The organism is Microbacterium sp. CFSPD4_SD4, assembly GCF_057364585.1.
Genome location: NZ_JBNFOC010000001.1, coordinates 714,393 through 734,225, shown reverse-complemented (window position 1 = coordinate 734,225; position 19,833 = coordinate 714,393). Strand labels below are relative to the sequence as shown.

General features: G+C 70.1%; 16 protein-coding genes and 1 pseudogene. 13 read left to right on the top strand and 4 right to left on the bottom strand.

Translation table 11 applies throughout. The annotated features are described in order from the left end of the window. Positions 1 to 64 precede the first annotated feature (64 nt). Positions 65 to 1,897, bottom strand: coding sequence for an AMP-dependent synthetase/ligase (locus AC2W7E_RS03680; RefSeq protein ID WP_025105101.1), 1,833 nt, complete (start codon positions 1,895 to 1,897; stop codon positions 65 to 67). A gap of 151 nt (positions 1,898 to 2,048) precedes the next feature. Between AC2W7E_RS03680 and AC2W7E_RS03675 the strand changes: the two genes are divergently transcribed. Next, entirely contained in the window at positions 2,049 to 2,738 is a 690-nt protein-coding gene (locus AC2W7E_RS03675) for a lysophospholipid acyltransferase family protein (protein ID WP_029989867.1), read from the top strand. A gap of 47 nt (positions 2,739 to 2,785) precedes the next feature. After that, positions 2,786 to 4,126: a class II 3-deoxy-7-phosphoheptulonate synthase gene (locus tag AC2W7E_RS03670; protein WP_029989865.1), complete on the top strand. Its 1,341-nt coding sequence runs from the start codon at positions 2,786 to 2,788 to the stop codon at positions 4,124 to 4,126. A gap of 61 nt (positions 4,127 to 4,187) precedes the next feature. Here the strand turns inward: AC2W7E_RS03670 and pknB are convergent, their stop codons facing one another. Together pknB and AC2W7E_RS03660 are read right to left on the bottom strand one after the other, a co-directional pair. Beyond that, a complete protein-coding gene (pknB, locus tag AC2W7E_RS03665; RefSeq protein ID WP_485988550.1) occupies positions 4,188 to 6,143 on the bottom strand; it encodes a Stk1 family PASTA domain-containing Ser/Thr kinase in 1,956 nt (651 codons plus the stop codon). Between the two features lie 76 nt (positions 6,144 to 6,219). Beyond that, positions 6,220 to 7,356 (bottom strand): LysM peptidoglycan-binding domain-containing protein, encoded by a 1,137-nt coding sequence (locus AC2W7E_RS03660; RefSeq protein WP_485988549.1) that lies wholly within the window; start codon positions 7,354 to 7,356, stop codon positions 6,220 to 6,222. Between the two features lie 130 nt (positions 7,357 to 7,486). Here AC2W7E_RS03660 and AC2W7E_RS03655 point away from each other — a divergent pair, with 130 nt between their 5' ends. After that, entirely contained in the window at positions 7,487 to 7,843 is a 357-nt protein-coding gene (locus AC2W7E_RS03655; RefSeq protein ID WP_025105098.1) for an Rv2175c family DNA-binding protein, read from the top strand. 6 nt (positions 7,844 to 7,849) lie between these two features. Here the strand turns inward: AC2W7E_RS03655 and AC2W7E_RS03650 are convergent, their stop codons facing one another. Continuing rightward, the gene (locus AC2W7E_RS03650) at positions 7,850 to 8,953 is read right to left on the bottom strand and encodes a polyprenyl synthetase family protein (protein WP_485988548.1); all 1,104 of its coding nucleotides are present in this window, start codon (positions 8,951 to 8,953) and stop codon (positions 7,850 to 7,852) included. An 84-nt stretch (positions 8,954 to 9,037) separates the two neighbouring features. Here AC2W7E_RS03650 and AC2W7E_RS03645 point away from each other — a divergent pair, with 84 nt between their 5' ends. From AC2W7E_RS03645 to AC2W7E_RS03600, 10 genes and pseudogenes are all read left to right on the top strand, one after another. Then, positions 9,038 to 9,412, top strand: coding sequence for a DUF3040 domain-containing protein (locus AC2W7E_RS03645; protein ID WP_025105096.1), 375 nt, complete (start codon positions 9,038 to 9,040; stop codon positions 9,410 to 9,412). Between the two features lie 263 nt (positions 9,413 to 9,675). Beyond that, complete coding sequence (gene mraZ / locus AC2W7E_RS03640) at positions 9,676 to 10,107, top strand: division/cell wall cluster transcriptional repressor MraZ (RefSeq protein ID WP_025105095.1); 432 nt, start codon at positions 9,676 to 9,678, stop codon at positions 10,105 to 10,107. Between the two features lie 103 nt (positions 10,108 to 10,210). Next, positions 10,211 to 11,149 (top strand): 16S rRNA (cytosine(1402)-N(4))-methyltransferase RsmH, encoded by a 939-nt coding sequence (rsmH, locus tag AC2W7E_RS03635; RefSeq protein ID WP_062766897.1) that lies wholly within the window; start codon positions 10,211 to 10,213, stop codon positions 11,147 to 11,149. Beyond that, positions 11,146 to 11,718 (top strand): cell division protein FtsL, encoded by a 573-nt coding sequence (gene ftsL, locus AC2W7E_RS03630; protein WP_025105093.1) that lies wholly within the window; start codon positions 11,146 to 11,148, stop codon positions 11,716 to 11,718. Before rsmH ends, ftsL begins: the two co-directional genes overlap by 4 nt. A gap of 25 nt (positions 11,719 to 11,743) precedes the next feature. Beyond that, positions 11,744 to 13,513, top strand: a complete 1,770-nt coding sequence (locus AC2W7E_RS03625) for a peptidoglycan D,D-transpeptidase FtsI family protein (protein ID WP_025105092.1) — start codon at positions 11,744 to 11,746, stop codon at positions 13,511 to 13,513. A 27-nt stretch (positions 13,514 to 13,540) separates the two neighbouring features. Next, a complete protein-coding gene (locus tag AC2W7E_RS03620) occupies positions 13,541 to 14,953 on the top strand; it encodes a UDP-N-acetylmuramoyl-tripeptide--D-alanyl-D-alanine ligase (protein WP_025105091.1) in 1,413 nt (470 codons plus the stop codon). Further along, the gene (mraY, locus tag AC2W7E_RS03615) at positions 14,950 to 16,056 is read left to right on the top strand and encodes a phospho-N-acetylmuramoyl-pentapeptide-transferase (protein ID WP_485988547.1); all 1,107 of its coding nucleotides are present in this window, start codon (positions 14,950 to 14,952) and stop codon (positions 16,054 to 16,056) included. The genes AC2W7E_RS03620 and mraY overlap by 4 nt, the downstream gene beginning before the upstream one ends. Next, a pseudogene (gene murD, locus AC2W7E_RS03610) lies at positions 16,046 to 17,580 on the top strand (UDP-N-acetylmuramoyl-L-alanine--D-glutamate ligase). The gene mraY and the pseudogene murD overlap by 11 nt, the downstream one beginning before the upstream one ends. Beyond that, on the top strand, positions 17,549 to 18,754 hold the full coding sequence (ftsW, locus tag AC2W7E_RS03605) for a putative lipid II flippase FtsW (RefSeq protein WP_062633985.1): 1,206 nt from the start codon (positions 17,549 to 17,551) through the stop codon (positions 18,752 to 18,754). The pseudogene murD and the gene ftsW overlap by 32 nt, the downstream one beginning before the upstream one ends. Then, positions 18,751 to 19,827 carry a UDP-N-acetylglucosamine--N-acetylmuramyl-(pentapeptide) pyrophosphoryl-undecaprenol N-acetylglucosamine transferase gene (locus tag AC2W7E_RS03600; protein ID WP_485988546.1) on the top strand — a complete coding sequence of 359 codons (1,077 nt, stop codon included), beginning with the start codon at positions 18,751 to 18,753 and terminating at the stop codon, positions 19,825 to 19,827. Before ftsW ends, AC2W7E_RS03600 begins: the two co-directional genes overlap by 4 nt. Positions 19,828 to 19,833: the final 6 nt, after the last annotated feature.

Sequence of the window (19,833 nt, the reverse complement as noted above, 5' to 3'; positions counted from 1 at the left end):
CGGCCCCTTACGCGCGAGCGCAAGGGGCCGGTTCGGTCAGAAGGGGCTGGGTCGACGAGGGGCGTCAGCCGCCGATCGCGACGTTGGTGGTGGCGACGGGCTCGTCGTAGATCGCGGAGATCTCGTCGGCGAAGTCGTTCATGATGATGTTCCGCTTGATCGACAGCTTCGGGGTGAGGTGGCCCGAGGCCTCCGTCCACTCCGAGTCGAGGATCGTGAACTTGCGGATGGACTCCGCACGCGACACCCGCTCGTTCGCCGCGTCGACCGCGCGCTGTACCTCGGCGCGGACCTGCGGGTTGGTCGAGGCCTCCGCCAGCGTCATCTTCTCGTCGAGGCCGTTGTTCGCGAGCCACGTCGGCAGCATCTCGGGGTCGAGGGTGACGAGCGCCGAGATGAACGGACGCTGGTCGCCGACGACGACGACCTGCCCGACGATCGGGTTCGCGCGGATCGGGTCCTCCAGGGCCGCGGGGGCGACGTTCTTGCCGCCCGCCGTGACGATGATCTCCTTCTTGCGTCCGGTGATCGTGAGGAACCCGTCGGCGTCGAAGCTGCCGATGTCGCCGGTGTGGAACCAGCCGCCGTCGCTGAACGCCTCGGCGGTGGCCTCCGGGTTGTTCCAGTACTCCTTGAAGACGTTGATGCCGCGCACCTCGATCTCGCCGTCGTCGGCGAGACGCACCCCGACGCCGGGAAGGGCGGGACCGACCGTGCCGATCTTCGACTTCGAGGCGAGGTTCACCGTCGCGGGGGCGGTCGTCTCGGTCAGACCGTAGCCCTCGAGGATCACGACGCCGAGGCTGTGGAAGAAGTGACCGAGCCGGGCGCCCAGGGGAGCGGAGCCGGACACCGCGTAGACGACCTTGCCGCCCATGGCCTCGCGGAGTTTGGAGTAGACGAGCTTGTTGAACAGCGCGAACTTGAGCTTCGTCCCGAACGGGATCTTCTTGCCCTCCTCCAGCAGCCGGGAGTGCTCGATCGCGACGTCGGCGGCGGCGCGGAAGATCTTGCCCTTGCCGCCCGCCTCGGCCTTCTGCTCGGCGGAGTTGTAGACCTTCTCGAACACGCGGGGGACCGCGAGGAGGAAGGTCGGCTGGAACGAGCCGAGGGCCGGGAGCAGCTGGCGCGTGTCCGGCTGGTGACCGGTGCGAACCCCCGCATGCACGTTGAGGATGGAGATGAAGCGGGCGAAGACGTGTGCCGTCGTGATGAAGAGGAGGGTGGAGGACCCCGGCGTCTGCACGACCTCGTCGAGGGCCTTCGCGGAGTTGCGGGACAGCTCGACGAAGTTGCTGTGCGTGAGCACGCAGCCCTTCGGCCGCCCGGTGGACCCCGAGGTGTAGATGAGGGTGGCGATGTCGGAGCCGACGGCGAGGTTCCGGCGGCGCTGGATCTCCTCGTCGGAGACCGATGCCCCCTGGGCGGTGAGCGTGTCGATCGCGCCCAGGTGCAGCTGCCAGACCTCCCGGAGCAGCGGCAGGTCGCCGCGCACCTCGTCGACGCGGGCGAAGTGCTCCGGCGACTCGACGAGGAGGGCGATGGCGCCGGAGTCCTCGAGGATCCACTGGATCTGCGACGGCGAGCTCGTCTCGTAGATCGGCACCATCACCGCACCGGCGTAGAAGAGGGCGAAGTCGACGAGGCTCCACTCGTAGGTGGTGCGGGCGAGGAAGCCCACCTTCTCGCCGGGCTGGATGCCCGCGGCGGCGAAGCCCTTCGCGAGCGCGATCACCGCGGTCTCGAAGTCGGCGGCGGTGATGTCGCGCCATCCGTCGCCCTGCGGGACGGAGAACAGCGCCCGGTCGGGAGTCGCCTCGACGCGCTTCGCAAGCAGGTCGGCGACGTTCGCGTCGGGATCGGCGGGGACGATCGCGGGGACTTCAAACTGGACCACGGCAGCTCCTTCGGTACCGGTCGGGCACGGGCGTTGGTCCGAGTCTAGGGCATGGCACCGGGTCGCGGTCAGGGTGAAACTGAGTCGCTTTCCCGAGGTGGCGAGGGGGAACAGCGGGACGATCCGCGACACGGCGCTAGACTTCACCTCGATGTTCTACTGGCTGATGAAGTACGTCGTGATCGGCCCCGTGGTCAAGGCCGTGTTCCGCCCCTGGATCGTGGGGCGGAAGAACGTGCCCGCGACCGGAGCGGCGATCCTCGCCAGCAATCATCTCTCCTTCGCGGACTCGATCTTCCTCCCGCTCGTGATCGACCGGCCCATGTCGTTCCTCGCGAAGAGCGACTACTTCACCGGGCGGGGCCTCAAGGGGTGGTCCACCCGCTTCTTCATGAAGGCGACCGGGCAGCTCCCTATCGACCGCTCGGGCGGAAAGGCCTCGGAGGCATCGCTCAACACGGGTCTCCAGGTGCTCGGCGGGGGCGACCTCCTCGGCATCTATCCGGAGGGCACCCGCAGCCCAGACGGCAAGCTCTACCGCGGCCGCACCGGCATCGCCCGGATGGCGCTCGAAGCCAAGGTCCCCGTGATCCCGGTCATCATGGTCGACACCGACACGGCCATGCCCATCGGCCGGCGGATCCCGCGCGTCATGCGGGTCGGGATCGTCATCGGCGAGCCCCTCGACTTCTCCCGGTACGCCGGCATGGAGAACGACCGCTACATCCTCCGCTCGGTCACGGACGAGATCATGGTGGCGCTCCAGCGGCTCGGTCAGCAGGAGTACGAGGACGTCTACGCATCGACCGTCAAGGACCGCCTCCCGAGCCGCGTCACATAGGCTCCAGGGCGCGTCTCGGCGGTGTCGCCGCCCACTAGGCTGGACGCATGCTCCCGCACCACATCGAAGCCCTTGATGCCTGGCGCTCGCTTCCCATCAAGCAGCAGCCGCAGTGGCCAGACGCCGACCGCGTCGCCGACGTCTCCCGGCAGATCTCGAGCCTTCCGCCGCTGGTCTTCGCCGGTGAGGTCGACAACCTCCGCGACCGTCTCGCCCGGGCCGCCTCGGGGCAGGCCTTCCTGCTGCAGGGCGGCGACTGCGCCGAGACGTTCGCCGGTGCGACCGCCGAGCAGATCCGCAACCGCATCAAGACGGTGCTGCAGATGGCCGTGGTGCTCACGTATGGCGCCTCGATGCCGGTCGTCAAGATGGGACGCATGGCCGGGCAGTTCGCCAAGCCGCGCTCCAGCGACACGGAGACCCGCGGCGAGGTCACGCTCCCGGCGTACCGCGGCGACATCGTCAACGGCTACGACTTCACCGAGGGCTCGCGTCAGGCCGACCCCGGTCGTCTGCTGCAGGGCTACCACACCGCGGCGTCGACGCTGAACCTCATCCGGGCGTTCACGCAGGGTGGATTCGCCGACCTCCGCGAGGTGCACTCCTGGAACAAGGGCTTCGCCCAGAACCCCGCCAACCAGCGCTACGAGCGCATGGCCGCGGAGATCGACCGGGCGATCAAGTTCATGGAGGCCGCCGGCGCCGACTTCGACGAGCTCAAGCGCGTCGAGTTCTTCACCGGGCACGAGGGCCTGCTCATGGACTACGAGCGCCCGATGACGCGCATCGACTCCCGGACGGACACCCCGTACAACACCTCGGCCCACTTCCTGTGGATCGGGGAGCGCACGCGCGAGCTCGACGGCGCGCACGTCGACTACTTCTCGAAGATCCGGAACCCGATCGGCGTGAAGCTGGGGCCCACCACGACGCCGGAGACGGCGCTGGCGCTGATCGACAAGCTCGACCCGGAGCGCGAGCCCGGACGCCTGACCTTCATCACGCGCATGGGCGCCGGACGCATCCGCGACGCGCTGCCCCCGCTGCTGGAGGCCGTCCGGGAATCCGGCGCGCAGCCGCTGTGGGTCACCGACCCCATGCACGGCAACGGCATCACCACGCCGACCGGCTACAAGACGCGGCGCTTCGACGACGTCGTCGACGAGGTCCGCGGCTTCTTCGAGGCGCACCGTGCGGTGGGCACGTTCCCCGGCGGCATCCACGTCGAGCTGACGGGAGACGACGTCACCGAGTGCCTGGGCGGGTCGGAGCAGATCGACGAGGCCGCGCTCGCGACCCGCTACGAGAGCCTGTGCGACCCGCGCCTGAACCACATGCAGTCGCTGGAGCTGGCGTTCCTCGTGGCCGAGGAGCTTGAGAAGCGCTGATCCGCGAGGCGGATGCACGAAGGGGCCGGAACGATGTTCCGGCCCCTTCGTCGTCTCGGTCTCAGCCGGCGAAGCCCATGGTGAGCGTGATGCTCGTGCCCTTGCGCTGCGGTTCGGACGGGCTGTACGACTCCACCCGCGTGTTCTCGTTCGCGAGGAGGTCCCAGACGGAGTCGGGGAGTCCGGTGCTGCTCGTGTAGCTCCACGTGAAGCCGGCGTCACGCAGGGCGGCGGTGGCCTCGTTGCGCGTCATGCCCGACACATCGGGGACGTCGAAGAGCGGCGGCCCCTGCGAGATGATGAGCTGGATGGTCTCGCCCGGTCGCCAGGCACCCTCCTCGGCGCGGTCCGCGTATCCGATGACGCGGTCCTTGCCGATGGAGTCGCTCGGGCGGTAGATGCTCTCCTCGGCGACCTTGAGTCCCTTGCCGGTCAGCGCCTCGGTGGCCTGAGCGACGGTCATGTCCGTGACGTCGGGCACGGCGCCGCGGGAGACCTGCATGGTCGCGGTGTCCTTCTCATGCACCGTGCAGCCCTCTTCGCAGCCGAAGGCGTCTCCGCCGTCCCGAGGCGTGATGCGCACGTTGATCACCGAGCCGTTCGCCGCGTCGGTGAAGAACTCCTCGTCGTCGGTGATCTCCAGGTTCGCCGCCGCCAGCGCCGCGCGGACGTCGTCGGCCGACTGCCCGGCGACGGCGGCGAGCTCGTGCGAGGCGGGGCCGGCGGAGACGACGACGGCGACCGTGGTGCCCTTGTCGACCCTGGCCCCGGTGCCGGGATCGGTCTCGATGACGATGCCCTTGTCGACGTCGACGGAGAACTCGTCGCGCTGCGTCGGTTCGAAGCCTGCCTCGGTGAGGTCGGCCGCCGCCTCGTCGTACGTCTGTCCCGCGACATCGGGGACCGCGATGAGCGAACCGGGGCCGGAGCCGAACCACCAGCCCACGCCGCCGGCGAGGACCGCGAGCAGGAGCACGAGGGACAGCAGGAAGGTGCCTCTGGCGCGGCGCTTCGAGGCCCGCCGACGGAGGATGGTGGCGTTGTCGATCCCCGGGGAGGTCGCCGTCGCCGGCTCCGGGAGCACCATCGTGCCCGGCATGACCTTGGTGAGGTCGCCGGAGTCCGCCTGGTCGCGGGCGGAGCCGGTCGTCCGGGTCACCGCGGGGGCGACGCCGATCTCGCGCTCGATCTCGCGCAGGCGCTCCAGCATCTGCTGTGCGTCGTCGGGCCGCTCGTCCGGCGACTTCTCCGTCGCCCAGAGCACGAGCTCGTCGAGCTGTTCCGGGACCGCGGGGTTGCGCACGCTGGGGCGGGGCACCGACTCGGTGGCGTGCTGGAAGGCGATCTGCATCGGCTGCTCGCCCTTGTAGGGCTGCTCGCCGACGAGCATCTCGTAGAGCATGATGCCGAGCGCGTAGATGTCGCTGCGGGCGTCGGCCGTGCCGCGCGTGACGAGCTCGGGCGCGAGGTAGGCGATCGTCCCGAGCAGCTGCTGGCCGGTCGCAGTGTTGGCCGTGGTGGCCCTGGCGAGGCCGAAGTCGCCGATCTTGATGCGGCCGTCTTCCGCGAGCAGCACGTTCTCCGGCTTGACGTCGCGGTGGACGATCCCGGCGCGGTGCGCAGCGGACAGTCCGGCGAGGACGGCGTCCATGATCGTGATCGTCTGGGCGACCGTCAGGCGCTTCTGCTCGCGGAGGAGTTCACGCAGGGTGATGCCCGGCAGATACTCCATGACGAGGTAGGCGAGTTCGCCGTCCTGCCCCTGGTCGAAGACGTTGACGACGTGCGGGTCGGCCAGACGGGCGGCCGCGCGGGCCTCCTGGATGAACCGGCTCTGGAACGCCGAGTCGTCGCTGAGGTGCGCGTGCATCACCTTCAGGGCGATGCGGCGCTCGAGGCGCAGGTCGGTGGCGACGTAGACGGTGGCCATCCCGCCGCGGGCGATCCGCGCGCGGACGCGGTAGCGACCGTCGACAAGCCGCCCGATGAGGGGGTCGGCCTGATGGTTGGTCGTCACGACAGAAGTCTATGGACGATTGGCTGAAAGCCCCGGGAACGCCTCACCCCTCGACGCATCCGGATTTCCGGAATCGTCACCCGTGCTGGGCGAGCCACGCGTACGCCTGCGTCTCCCACTGCCCGTAGCGCTCGGGGTAGGCGGAGATCTGCACGGCCTGCGCCGCGTCGGTGAAGGACAGCGACTCCCACCCGGGGATGTCGAACAGACCGCGGGTCACGTCGCCGTTGGGATCGCCGGTCCCGCCGTAGAAGACCCGCGTGCTCCGTTCCGCATCCATGATCTGCTCCGGCGTGCCCCAGCCCGTGCTGGGGCGCTGCTGGAACAGGCCGAGCGAATCGCGGTCTCCCCAGTCGAGGTTCCGCAGACCCGACTCCACCATCCCCGTCGCGAGCGCCGTGGCGATCGCGCGGTCGGAGGCGCCCAGCTCACGGCCGATGCGGATGATGAGGGAGGCATTGGCCGCTTGCTCCGCATTCAGGGCGGCGGTGCGCTGGCCGCTCGGGGCGGCCGCGGGCGTCGGCGCCGGAGCACCCTGGACGGCGAGCTTCTGACCGGGATAGATGATCGACGAGGCTTCGAGGCCGTTCCAGGCGAAGAGCGACTGCGTCGTGGTGCCGTACTTCTGGGCGATCGAGAACAGCGTCTCACCGGCGGCCACGGTGTGCGTGGCGGCGGCCGGTGCGGGGGCGGGCGTCGACGGCGCTGCGGCCGGCGCGGCCGCGGGTGCGGCGGGTGCGCCCGCGGAGACGACGAGCTTCTGGCCCGGGTAGATGATCGCGCCCTGGGGCAGGCCGTTCGCGGCGAGGACGGCGCTCACCGAGGTCCCGTACGTCTGGGCGATGGCGAACACCGTGTCGCCGGCCGCGACGACGTGCGTCTTCGCCGCGGCAGGGGCGGGCGTCGCGGCCGGGGCCGGAACCGCCGCAGGTGCCCGCAGGGAGAGAGTCTGCCCGGGGTAGATCACGGAGCGCATCGAGAGCCCGTTCCAGCTGAGGACGTCGGCGGTCCGGAGCCCGTACCGACCGGCGATGCCGGCGACCGTGTCGCCCGGCTGCACGACGTGCCCCGGCGGCACGTTCTGCGTGGGGACGACGCGCGTCGGAGCGACGCGCTGGCGTTCGTGCGGTGCGAGCGGTGGTGCGGGTGCGGCGGCGGGTGTCGCCGTCAGGGTGGCGGCGAGAGCGCCGGCCACGGCTGTCTGCAGGATCACGTCGGGCCCCCTTTTCGAGCACTTCACGCTGACACGGATGTATAGAGATGTCAACAGAAGTGACGGGTGTGACGCATGGGGCGAAAGTGACGAACATGCGACCGGGCCGTGGAGGTGAGATAGTGGCACCGTGTCTGAGAACGTCGCTGCAACCCCTGATTCCGCGCTCGAGTGGCTGACCATGCCCGACCTCGTCGAGGTCCTCGGCGAGCCGTTGGGTCGCGTGCGACGCCTGATCGACGAGCACTACCTCGTCGGCTCGCGCCGCAGCGGTGTCTTCGCGGTCCCCTCCGTGTTCATCGTGGACGGACAGCCGCTGAGCTCGCTGCGCGGAACGATCATCGTGCTGCAGGACGCCGGGTTCTCCGACGACGAGCTCATCGACTGGCTGCTCGCCGAGGACGAGACCCTCGGGCGTTCGCCGATCGCCTCTCTCCTCGCGGGGCACAAGAGCGAGGTGCGTCGGCTCGCGCGCACGCTCGCCTGAGCCTGCTCAGGAGGAGCGCACGGTGGCGGCCCTGGCGAGGTCGCGCAGCTCGCCGACCGCTGCGTCGTCGAGGCGCGCGCCGGTCAGCGCACGGTCGGCGTCCCTGGCGTAGTCGGCGATCATCGTCTCGACGCGGTCCAGAGCCCCGGTCCCGGCGATCGTCTCCTGCAGGGAGGAGACCTGGGACGCCGACAGGTCGGGATCGCCGAGCATCTCGTCGAGCACCCGGCGGGCCGAGGTGTCCAGGCGCTCCCTGGTGAAGGCGATGAGCATGGTCCGCTTGCCCTCCCGCAGGTCGTCGCCCGCGGGCTTCCCGGTGACGGCGGCGTCGCCGAACACGCCGAGCACATCGTCGCGCAGCTGGAAGGCGAGACCGAGCGGATGCCCGAAGCGGCGCAGCGCCCGTGTCTGCTCGGCATCGGCGCCGGCCAGGCTCGCTCCGAGGATCAGCGGTTGCTCGATGCTGTAGCGCGCCGATTTCAGCGAGGCGACGCGGAGCGCCCGCTCGGCGTGCTCGCGGTCGTCGCTCACGCTCCACGCCGACTCCTCGGCGATGTCGAGGAACTGCCCGGTCGTGACGTCGCGACGCATCCGGGCATACTCCGCCCGCACGGTCCTCGCCTCGGCGTGCCCGTCGAGCGCCGACTCCAGGAGGTCGTCGCTCCAGGCCACGAGGAGATCGCCGAGCAGGACGGATCCGGCGCGCCCGAAGGCGGCGGCGTCGCCCCACCATCCGGCGGCGCGGTGCGAGGACTCGAGTGCGCGGTGGGCGGCGGGGCGTCCTCGACGGGTGTCCGAGTTGTCGATCAGGTCGTCATGGACGAGAGCGGCCGACTGGAAGATCTCGAGGGCGGCGCAGGCGTCCCACAGGTGGTCGTCCTCGACCGCGCGACGATCGCGGAACCGGGCGACCGCACGCCACCCGGCGTGACAGAACCGGGCGCGCAGGCGCTTGCCGCCGGAGAGGGTGTCCGCCGCCGCGGCGAGGAAGGCGGCGGCGTCCTCGCCGTACTCGGCCGACTCGGCTCGCATGCGGTCGAGGAAGAGGTCCAGTCGCGCGGCTACGGCCTCAGCGACGGAGGGGGTGGGGGACGGCACGACTCCCAGCATACGTAAAGGATGTGAGGCGGGAACCGCTAGCCCCGGACGCTGCTCGCGCGTAGACTGGAGGGCACGATACCCGAGGGGGATGAGATGCCACTCTCCGAACAGGAGCAACGTCTGCTCGACGAGATGGAACGCCATCTCCTGCACAATGACGCCGACGTCGTGAGCGCGCCGTCGGGTGATCGCACGCTGAGCTATCGCAACCTCGTCTACGGGGCCCTCCTCCTGCTCGCCGGCATCGGCGGACTGGTCGTGGGTGTCATCCTCGGCGACGTCTGGGGCATCGTGGTCGGCGTCATCGGATTCGCGGCCATGCTCGGCGGAGTGATGCTGGCCGTCACCCCGGTCCGGCGCAGCGGTCCGGCAGAGACCCGCACGCGCACCGCCCCGAAGCGGCAGGACTCCTCCTCCTTCATGGATCGCATGAACGACCGGTGGGATCGGCGCCAGGACGGTCACTGAGCCCCCTCCCTTCTCCTCCACCACGAAGCCCGGATGCTGAGCATCCGGGCTTTTTCGTGTCTTCGGTCCGTTGACGCCGTCTGAGTCCTCCACTGGCCCTCCACTCGCCCTCCACCTTGCTTCACCGCGGAATCCCGGGGGTCGCGAGCGTGCGGGTCGCGAACCGCGGCGCGATACGCGGGATTCATCGTAGGAATGTGGAGGAAAGTGGAGTAAAGTGGGGCGCACCTCGAGTTGGCCGGACGGAGAGGGGGTGATGGCCGATGCTGCTGGGCACGCACTCACCGAAGCTGGACGACAAGGGACGGGTCATCCTTCCCGCGAAGTTCCGCGAGGACCTGGGCGGCGGCATCGTCGTCACCCGGGGTCAGGAGCGGTGCCTCTACGTCTTCAGCACGGCCGAGTTCGAGGCGATGCACGAGCGGATCCGTCAGGCCCCGCTCGCCAACAAGCAGGCGCGTGACTTCATGCGCATGTTCCTCTCCGGTGCCAGTGCGGAGATGCCCGACAGCCAGAACCGCATCACCATCCCCGCCCACCTGCGTCAGTACGCGGGTCTTCAGAAGGAGCTCATCGTGACCGGAGTCGGCGCCCACGCCGAGATCTGGGATGCGGAGAGCTGGAACGCCTACCTCGCCGCCGGCGAGGAGTCCTACGCCGAGCTGGAGCAGGAGGTGATTCCCGGACTGTTCTGACCACGGCTGTGATGCCCCGCCGCTCCCGCCCCGACACACTTCCCCGGTGCCGGGTCGAGAAGCGGAGGGGGATCAGAGCCGAAGGTCGGACCCGAGAGAGATCATGAACCTCCGCGACATCCACACACCCGTCCTGCTCGACCGCTGCGTCGAGCTCCTCGCGCCGGCCCTCCGGGAGGACGGCGCCGTGCTCGTCGATGCCACCCTCGGCATGGGCGGGCACTCGGAGGCACTGCTCGAGCGCTTCCCCGGCATCCGCCTGATCGGCCTGGACCGCGACACCGACGCGCTGAAGATCGCGGGGGAGCGGCTCGCCCGGTTCCGCGACCGCGTCACGCTCGTCCACACGGTCTACGACGAGATCGGTCTGCACGCCCAGGGCGCCGCCGGGATCCTCTTCGACCTCGGCGTCTCGTCGCTGCAGCTGGACGAGGCCGAACGCGGCTTCGCGTACTCCAAGGACGCTCCGCTCGACATGCGGATGGACCAGACGAAGGGCATCACCGCCGCCGACGTCATCGCGACGTACAGCGAGGGGAACCTGCGCCGCATCTTCGAGCGGTACGGCGAGGAGAAGCTCGCCGCACGGTACGCCCGCTTCATCATCGACGCCCGCCAGAAGCAGCCGATCACCCGCTCCGGGGAGCTCGTGGACATCCTCGTGGCGGCGACGCCCGCCGCGGCACAGCGTGCGGGGCACCCCGCGAAGCGCGTGTTCCAGGCGCTGCGCATCGAGGTCAACGCGGAGCTGAACGTGCTCGCGGACGCCATCCCCTCCGCGATGGACGCTCTCGCCGTCGGCGGTCGCATCGTCGTGATGTCCTACCAGTCCCTCGAGGACCGGCTGGTGAAGCAGGCCTTCGCCGCCGCGTCCTCCTCGACGGCACCCGCCGGCCTCCCTGTCGAGCTGCCGGAGCACGCCCCCCGATTCCGCATCCTGACCAAGGGGGCGGAACTCGCCGACGACGAAGAACGCGCACGCAACCCGCGTGCGATACCGGTGCGCCTGCGCGCCGCCGAGAAGGTGCGGGAGAGCGCATGAGCATGAACGCAGTCCGCAAGCCGACCCTGCCGCTGCAGCCGGTCGTCCCGGAGAAGACCCCGGAGCGCCGCCTCCAGCCCGTGACGGCGCCGGCGCGGCGGCGGAAGCCGAAGCTCGCCTACGCGCTCGTCGCCCTCGGCGGAGCCCTGGCGATCGGTGCCGCGCAGGTCGGACTCTCCCTGGCCATCACGCAGGACTCGTTCACCCTCGCCGGGCTCACCTCCCAGCAGCGCGAGCTCGATCTCCGCACGGATGCACTGAAGGAGGAGCTCACGGGTCTGAGCTCTCCGCAGGTGCTCGCCGGCAATGCGGCCGACCTCGGCATGGTCGTCGCGGGAGCGCCCTCCTATCTGCGTCTCAGTGACGGCGCGGTCTTCGGTGCCGGTGCCGGCGCGGAGGGGATCTCGACGGTCGACCCCCACGGACCGGCGGCCGTCGGCAACGTCCTCGTCACCGAGGAGACGCCCGCGGCGGAGCAGACCGCGGAGGAGTCCACAGGCGGCACTCCGCCCGCGACGGATCTGCCGCCCGCTCTCACCGACGGCCTTCCCAGCCCCACGACCCACTGACCATCCCGATCGACGGAGAGATCCCATGACGACACGAGCCACGCGCGGACCGCGGCGACGCACCGTCGTCGCACTGGCGGTCATACTCTCGGTGCTGGTGGCGTTCGTCGTCCGCCTCATCGACATCCAGGTCGTGAGCGCCGACGAGCACGTCAGCCAGTCCCTCGAGCACATCGGGGACGGGTCGACGATCCCCGGACAGCGCGGCTCCATCGTCGACGCGGAGGGCACCGTCCTCGCGTCGAGCGTCATGGTGTACGACGCCCAGCTCAGCCCGCAGGTGATCCGACTCACGGAGGAGAAGGACCCGGCGCTGCCGTGGGCCGAGGCCTCCGAGAAGATCGCCGAGATCACGGGCGTGCCGGGCGACGAGATCCGCAAGCGGGTCTCGGACGCCCTGGCCGAGAACCCGAACAGCCAGTACGCGCCCTTGAAGACCGGATTGAACACCGAGCAGTACATCGCGCTCCGCGACCTCGGCCTCGGGTCCTACCTGGCGCTGAAGCCGCGCGAGACGCGGGTCTATCCGAACGGCGCGGTCGCCGGCAACGTGCTGGGCTTCCTCGACAACACGGGCGAGGCCAAAGCCGGTGTGGAGCAGCTCGAGGAGTCGTGCCTCGCGCCCGTGGACGGTGAGAAGACGTACCGCAAGGGTAAGGACGGGGTCGTGATCCCGGGCAGCGAGTCCGTCACCGACGCCGTGAACGGCGGCACCGTGCAGCTCACGATCAACAGCGACCTCCAGTGGTACCTCCAGCAGATGGTCGGCGAGGAGGCCCAGAAGCAGGGCGCGAAGGGCGGGACCGTGACGGTGGTCGAGGTGGGCACCGGCAAGATCCGCGCCGCCGCCGAGTGGCCCGCCATGGACCCCAACGACCTGGACTCCTCGACGCCGGAGACGCGTTACAGTCAGATCTTCCACCGCGACTTCGAGCCGGGCTCGACGTTCAAGGCGATCACGGCGGCGGCGGCGATGGAGGGTGCCGGCCTCACTCCGCTCAGCACCGTCACGGCCTCGTCGCGGGAGACCTTCCCGAACGGCGCCGTGGTCAACGACGCGTTCAGCCACCCCGCGTACAACTACACGCTGGCCGGCGGACTGATCGACTCGTCCAACACGGCGCTGTCGAAGTTCGGCACGATGGTCGCCCCCGAGGTCCGCTACGACTACCTGCAGCGATTCGGCGTCGGTCAGAAGACGCTGGACTTCCCCTCCGAGGTGGGGGGCATCCTCCACCCGGTGAGCGACTGGGACAGCCAGTCGCTCTACACCACGACGTTCGGCCAGTACTTCACCGTGACGGCTCCCCAGCTCGCCGGCGCGTACCAGGCCATCGCCAACGGCGGGGAGAAGATCGACCTGACGATGGTCGAGTCCTGCACCGCACCCGACGGGACGGTCACGGAGACCCCGAAGCCGAAGCACGAGCAGATCGTGAAGGAGCAGACCGCGGCCGATCTGACGCGCATGCTCGAGAACGTGGCCGTGCAGGGCGGGAACGCCGATCGCATCCAGGTGCCCGGCTATCGCGTGACCAGCAAGACCGGTACCGCACAGGTCTCCGACGGCAAGGGCGGCTACAAGGCGGGCGTCTACTACACCAGCATGGTGGGCTTCGCTCCCGTCGACGACCCCCAGTACGTCGTCGTGGTGACCCTCGACGAGCCGACTAAGGTTGTATCGTCCGCGGCCACCGCTTCCGCCTTCCAGAAGGCGATGACGCAGGTGATGAAGACCTATCGCGTGATGCCGTCCTCTGTCCCGATGGACGCGCTCCTCCCCAAGTTCGGATAGCCGGCGAGAGCCGCGCATGGAGATGACATGATCGCCCTGACGCTCGCTGAGATCGCCGCCGCCGTCGGTGGTGAGCTGCGCGTGGCCGGAGAGCACACGCCGGAGACGGTGGTCGACGGCATCGTCGACACCGATTCCCGAACCATGGAGGCCGGGTCGATCTTCGTCGCCAAGCCCGGAGCCGAGACGGACGGACACCGCTTCGTCGGCGCCGCTGTCGAAGCCGGCGCGGTGCTGGCGATCGTCGAGCGTCCGGTCGACGTCGCGGTTTCACAGATCGTCGTCTCGGATGCCGTCGCCGCGCTCGGCGACCTCGCCCGCGAGGTCGTGGCGCGCGTACGCGCTGGCGGGAACCTGCGCATCGTCGGCATCACCGGCTCCAACGGCAAGACGACGACGAAGAACTTCCTCGCCCGCATCCTCGAGGACGAGGGCGAGACCGTCGCTCCGGTGAAGTCCTTCAACAACGAGGTCGGCGCCCCGGTGACGATGCTCCGCGTCACGCACGACACCCGCTTCCTCGTGAGCGAGTTCGGCGCCGCCGCGCCGGGCAGCATCGCGCGGCTCGCCGGCCTCGTCGAGCCCGACCTCGTCGTCGTGCTCATGGTCGGGATGGCGCACGCCGGGGGCTTCGGCGGCATCGAGGCCACCGCGAAGGCCAAGTCCGAGCTCGTCGCCGCGGCCCGCGTGCCCGGCACGGCCGTGCTCAACGCCGACGACGCCCGGGTGTGGGCGATGCGCGAGCTCGCGGAGAGCCGCGGCCTCCGGGTCGTCGGCTTCGGCCAGTCCGCCGCGGCCGCCGTGCACGCGCGCGACATCGAGGTCTCGGCCTCCGGCACGCAGTGCGTGATCGAGGTCGCGGGGGAGCGGCTGCCGCTGCGGCTGCGCGTCCTCGGCGCGCACCACGTCACGAACGCCCTCGCCGCGATCACCGCGGCCGTCGAGCTCGGTGTGGCCGCTGCCGACGCCGTCGCCCGCTTGGAGACCGTCGAGATCGCCGAGCGCTGGCGCATGCAGCCCCTGGGCAACGACCGCGTCCGCATCATCAACGACGCGTACAACGCCAGCCCCGACTCGATGGCAGCCGCCTTGCGGACCCTCGCCCAGATCACCGGCCCCGACGAGCGCACCGTCGCCGTCCTCGGCGCGATGAGCGAGCTCGGCGAGAGCGCGGGGGAGGAGCACGACCGCATCGGCCTCCTCGCGGTGCGCCTCAACATCCGGCGCATCGTCGTGGTCGGCCCGGAGGCCCGTCGGCTGTACCTCGCCGCCGTCGGCGAGGGATCGTGGGACAGCGAGGCCGTGCATCTGCCGGACCAGGACGCCGCGTTCGAGTACCTCCGCACCGAGCTGCGCGACGGCGACCGGGTCCTCGTGAAGTCGTCCAACTCCGTGGGCCTCCGGCATCTCGGCGATCGTCTGGGAGAATTGTTCTCGTGAGGTCCCTCATCATGGCGGCGGCCATCTCGCTCGCCTTCACTCTCTTCCTGACTCCCGTCTTCCTCCGGCTCTTCCGGAAGTGGGGCTGGGGGCAGGTCATCCGCACCCCGGAAGCCGCCGGCAACCCGAGCCACGAGGCCAAGCGCGGCACGCCCACGATGGGCGGGGTCATCTTCATCCTCGGCTCGATCGTCGGCTACTTCACCGGCGTCCTCGTCAGCGGCGAGACCCCGGCGCTGTCCGCGATCCTCGTCATCTGGCTCATGGTCGGCTTCGGCGTGGTCGGGTTCATCGACGACTACATGAAGGTGCGCAGCCAGCGCAGCCTCGGGCTCTCCGGGTGGCGCAAGGTGATCGGGCAGCTCATCGTCGTGATCCCGTTCGGGATCGTGGCGCTGAACTTCCCGAACAAGTGGGGGCAGACGCCGGCCAGTGCGTCCATCTCCCTCTTCCGCGACATCACGTGGCTGAACCTCTTCGCGTTCGGCGTCATCCTCGGCTGGATCCTCTACCTCGCCTGGATCTCGATCATCGGGGTCGCGACCTCCAACAGCGTCAACCTCACCGACGGCCTCGACGGCCTCGCCGCCGGTGCGGGCGTGATCGTCGTCGGTGCGTACAGCCTCATCGCGTTCTGGCAGTTCAAGCAGCCCTGCATCGGCGGAGACCCCGGTTCCCTCGGCGGCTGCTACGAGGTGCGCGACCCGTTCAACCTCGCCATCATCTCGGCCTCGTTCGCTGCCAGCCTCATCGGCTTCCTGTGGTGGAACGCCCCGAAGGCCAAGGTGTTCATGGGAGATGTGGGTTCGATGGCCATCGGCGGCGTCATCACCGCGATGGCGGTCATGACCCGTACCGAGCTGCTGCTCCTCATCATCGCCGGTGTCTTCGTGCTCGCCTCCGGATCCGTGATCCTGCAGCGCGCCTACTTCAAGATCACCCGCGGCAAGCGGCTCTTCCTCATGAGCCCGTTCCACCACCACCTCGAGATGCGGGGATGGTCGGAGGTCACCATCGTGGTGCGCATGTGGATCATCGCGGGTCTGCTCGCCGTCTCCGCCGTCGGTCTCTTGTACGTGGAATGGCTGACCCGTGTCGGCTGAGCGCCTGGCCGGGCTGACGAGCTGGCACGCCGACTGGCGTGGCCTGCGCGTCGCCGTCCTCGGCCTCTCCATGACCGGCTTCTCCGTCGCCGACACCCTCGCCGAGCTCGTGCCGACGTCCTCGTGCTGAGCGCGTCGGCGGAAGAGGAGTACGCCCGTCTGCTCCCCGTCATCGGCGCCCGGCTGGAGCTCGGTCCGCTGGACGCCGTGCCCGAGGCGCTGACGGCGTTCGCGCCCGAGGTCGTCGTCGCCTCCCCGGGTTTCGCTCCGTCGCACCCCGTCATCCGCTGGGTCCAGGACGAGGGCATCGCGCTCTGGGGCGACGTCGAGCTCGCCTGGCGCGTGCGTGACAAGGTCCTCCGCGCGGACGGCACGCCGGCCGACTGGGTGCTCATCACCGGCACCAACGGCAAGACGACCACGACCCAGCTCACGGCGACGCTGCTCGTCGCCGGCGGACTGCGCGCCGCACCCTGCGGCAACATCGGCGTCCCCGTGCTCGACGCGGTCCGGGATCCCGCCGGCTTCGACGTGCTCGTCGTCGAGCTCTCCAGCCACCAGCTCTGGTATCTCGGCCTGTCGCGCCCGGAGGGGGAGCTCTTCCCGCACGCCGCGGTCTGCCTCAACCTCGCCGACGATCATCTCGTCTGGCACGGCAGCGCCCAGGCGTACCGGGACGCAAAGGCACTGGTCTACCGGAACACCCGCGTCGCCTGCGTCTACAACAAGGCCGACGAGGCCACGCGGCGGATGGTCGAGGAGGCCGAGGTCGTCGACGGCGCTCGTGCCATCGGCTTCGACCTGGGCATCCCCGGCCCGAGCGATCTCGGCGTCGTGGAGGGGCTGCTCGTCGATCGGGCCTTCCTCGACGACCGCGCGCGCAGCGCCCTGGAGCTGACCACGGTCGCCGACCTGGAGGCGGCAGGGCTGTCGGCCCCGCACATCGTGCAGAACATCCTCGCCGCCAGTGCTCTCGCCCGGTCCCTCGGAGTCGAGCCCGAGGCCATCCACGGGGCGCTGCAGAGCTTCCGGCTGGACGCGCACCGCATCGAGGTCGTCGCGCGGCACGCCGGCATCACCTGGATCGACGACTCCAAGGCGACGAACCCGCACGCCGCCGCCTCCTCGCTGCGCGCGTACCCCGGAGCGGTGTGGGTCGTCGGCGGCGATCTCAAGGGCGTCGACATCGCCGATCTCGTCGCGGACGCGGGCTCGACCGCGCGCGCAGCGGTGGTCATCGGAGTGGACCGCACGGCCGTCGTCGCGGCATTCGAGCGACACGCGCCGACGGTGCCGGTCTTCGAGGTCGATGCTGGCGACACTGGACAGGTCATGAACCGCGTCGTGGAGATCGCGGCGGGGATCGTCGACGGGGAGGGCACCGTGCTCCTCGCTCCCGCCGCCGCATCCTTCGACCAGTTCTCCAGCTACGCGGATCGCGGCCACCGCTTCGCCGAAGCGGTGCAGGAATGGATCGATCGGGGGAGCACCGATGACGCAGGTGGCTCGCCCTCCGCGGTCTGAGTCGGGCGGGCTCGCGGCCCGGGTCTCGCTCGGGCGCCGGTTCACGCCGGTCTCGACCGAGTTCCTGCTGATCGCTTCGACCGCCCTGCTCCTCACGATCTTCGGCCTCGTCATGGTGCTGTCCGCGACGAGCGCCACCGCCGTGGCCAACGCGCAGAACCCGTTGGACGGCGCCCTCCGGCAGGGTGTGTTCGCTCTGCTCGGCATCCCGATGATGTTCCTCATCAGCCGCTTCCCCGTGGACTTCCTCAAGCGCATGGCCTGGCCGGCGCTGTTCGGCGCGGTGGCCCTCCAGCTCCTGGTGTTCACCCCGCTCGGCATCGCCGACGGCGGAAACCGGAACTGGATCCAGGTGGCGGGCTTCCAGATGCAGCCGTCCGAGTTCCTCAAGCTGGCGCTCGCCCTGTGGATCGCCGCGGTGCTGCTGCGCAAGCAGACCATGCTCGGCACCTGGCACCACGTCTTCATCCCCGTCGTGCCGGTCGGCGCGCTGGCGATCGGCACCGTGCTCGCGGGCAAGGACCTCGGCACCGCGATGGTGATGGTCCTCATCCTCCTCGGCTGCCTCTTCTTCTCCGGCGTGAAGCTGCGGCTGTTCATCATCCCGATGATCCTGGGCGTGGTCGCGGTGCTGGCGTACGCGCTCTCCAGCGAGGACCGCATGCGCCGCATCACCGCCACCTGCGACGACATGGCGCTGTACTACACGGACTGCTACCAGTCGATCCACGGCATCTGGGGCATGGCCTCCGGCGGTGTCTTCGGCCTCGGTCTCGGCAATTCCCAGGAGAAGTACGGGTGGCTGCCCGCCGCCGGCAACGACTTCATCTTCGCGATCGTCGGCGAGGAGCTGGGGCTGATCGGCTGCATCGTGGTGCTCGCCCTCTTCACGTTCTTCACGGTGGGCGCGTTCCACGTGATCCGCAAGACCTCGGACCCCTTCATCCGCGTCGCGGCCGGGGGGATCACGGTGTGGATCGTCGGCCAGGCGGTCCTGAACATCGGCGTCGTCATCGGGGTCTTCCCGGTGATGGGTGTGCCCCTTCCCTTCATGTCGCAGGGCGGGACGGCGCTCTTCGCCGTGCTCATCGCCTGCGGTGTGCTGCTGGCCTTCGCGCGGACCATCCCGGTCGCCGAGAAGCAGTCAGCCGAGCGGGGTAGGGTCGCGAGGTGACTTCGTACCTCCTCGCCGGCGGTGGCACCGCCGGCCATGTCAATCCGCTGCTCGCCGTCGCCGACGCGCTCCGCGAGCGCGACCCCGACGCGACGATCCTCGTGCTCGGCACGGCCGAAGGCCTGGAGTCCCGCCTCGTCCCCGAGCGCGGCTACGAGCTGCTCATCGTCGACAAGGTGCCGTTCCCGCGGCGTCCGAATGCGCAGGCCGCCGCGTTCCCCGCGCGGTTCCGTCGGGCGATCGCGCAGGTGCGCGCGCACATCCGTCAGCACGGCATCGACGTCGTCGTCGGCTTCGGCGGCTACGCCTCCGCACCCGCCTACGTCGCCGCGCGTCGCGAGCGCGTGCCCTTCGTCGTCCACGAGGCCAACGCGAAGCCCGGGCTGGCGAACGTGCTCGGTGCCCGTGCGGCCGCGGGCGTGGGCGTCGCGTTCGCCGGGACGCCCCTCCGCGGAAGCGAGGTGGTCGGCATGCCGCTGCGGCGCGAGGTCATCACGCTCGACCGGGTGGCACGGCGCGCCGAGGCCGCGGAGTACTTCGGGCTCGACCCCGATCGCCCCGTGCTGCTCGTCTTCGGCGGCTCGCTCGGAGCGCAGCGCTTGAACGACGCTCTGGCGGATTCCTGGCGCGACATCCTCGCCGCGGGCTGGCAACTGCTGCATGTGACGGGGGAGCGCAGCGGCCTTCCCGATCCGGGCGTCGCCGGCTATGCCCTCCGGCGGTACGTCGACCGCATGGATCTGGCGTTCGCCCTGGCCGACCTCATCGTGTCGCGCTCGGGGTCGGCGACGGTCAGCGAGATCAGCGCGCTCGGCATCCCCGCGCTGTACGTGCCGTACTCGGTGGGCAACGGGGAGCAGCGTCTGAACGCGGGATCGGCCGTGGCCGCCGGTGCCGCGCAGCTCCTCGACGACGCGACCTTCGACGGCGACGCCGTCCGGCGGATCGTCGTGCCGCTGCTCGGCGATCCCGACCGCATCCGGCGGATGGCGGAGGCCGCGGAGACCGTGGGCACCCGCACCGGGACCGAGAACGTCGTGGCGATGATCGATCGTGCCCTCGGTGCGGCGTGACGCCGC

What these genes read in the sequence shown, in the direction of transcription:
- AC2W7E_RS03625 (WP_025105092.1), top strand. Translation starts at nt 11,744, where the DNA reads ATGACGACACGAGCCACGCGCGGACCGCGGCGACGCACCGTCGTCGCA.
- ftsL (WP_025105093.1), top strand. Translation starts at nt 11,146, where the DNA reads ATGAGCATGAACGCAGTCCGCAAGCCGACCCTGCCGCTGCAGCCGGTC.
- AC2W7E_RS03670 (WP_029989865.1), top strand. Translation starts at nt 2,786, where the DNA reads ATGCTCCCGCACCACATCGAAGCCCTTGATGCCTGGCGCTCGCTTCCC.
- AC2W7E_RS03675 (WP_029989867.1), top strand. Translation starts at nt 2,049, where the DNA reads ATGTTCTACTGGCTGATGAAGTACGTCGTGATCGGCCCCGTGGTCAAG.
- AC2W7E_RS03645 (WP_025105096.1), top strand. Translation starts at nt 9,038, where the DNA reads ATGCCACTCTCCGAACAGGAGCAACGTCTGCTCGACGAGATGGAACGC.
- rsmH (WP_062766897.1), top strand. Translation starts at nt 10,211, where the DNA reads ATGAACCTCCGCGACATCCACACACCCGTCCTGCTCGACCGCTGCGTC.
- AC2W7E_RS03620 (WP_025105091.1), top strand. Translation starts at nt 13,541, where the DNA reads ATGATCGCCCTGACGCTCGCTGAGATCGCCGCCGCCGTCGGTGGTGAG.
- ftsW (WP_062633985.1), top strand. Translation starts at nt 17,549, where the DNA reads ATGACGCAGGTGGCTCGCCCTCCGCGGTCTGAGTCGGGCGGGCTCGCG.
- AC2W7E_RS03650 (WP_485988548.1), bottom strand. Translation starts at nt 8,953, where the DNA reads ATGCTGGGAGTCGTGCCGTCCCCCACCCCCTCCGTCGCTGAGGCCGTA.
- mraZ (WP_025105095.1), top strand. Translation starts at nt 9,676, where the DNA reads ATGCTGCTGGGCACGCACTCACCGAAGCTGGACGACAAGGGACGGGTC.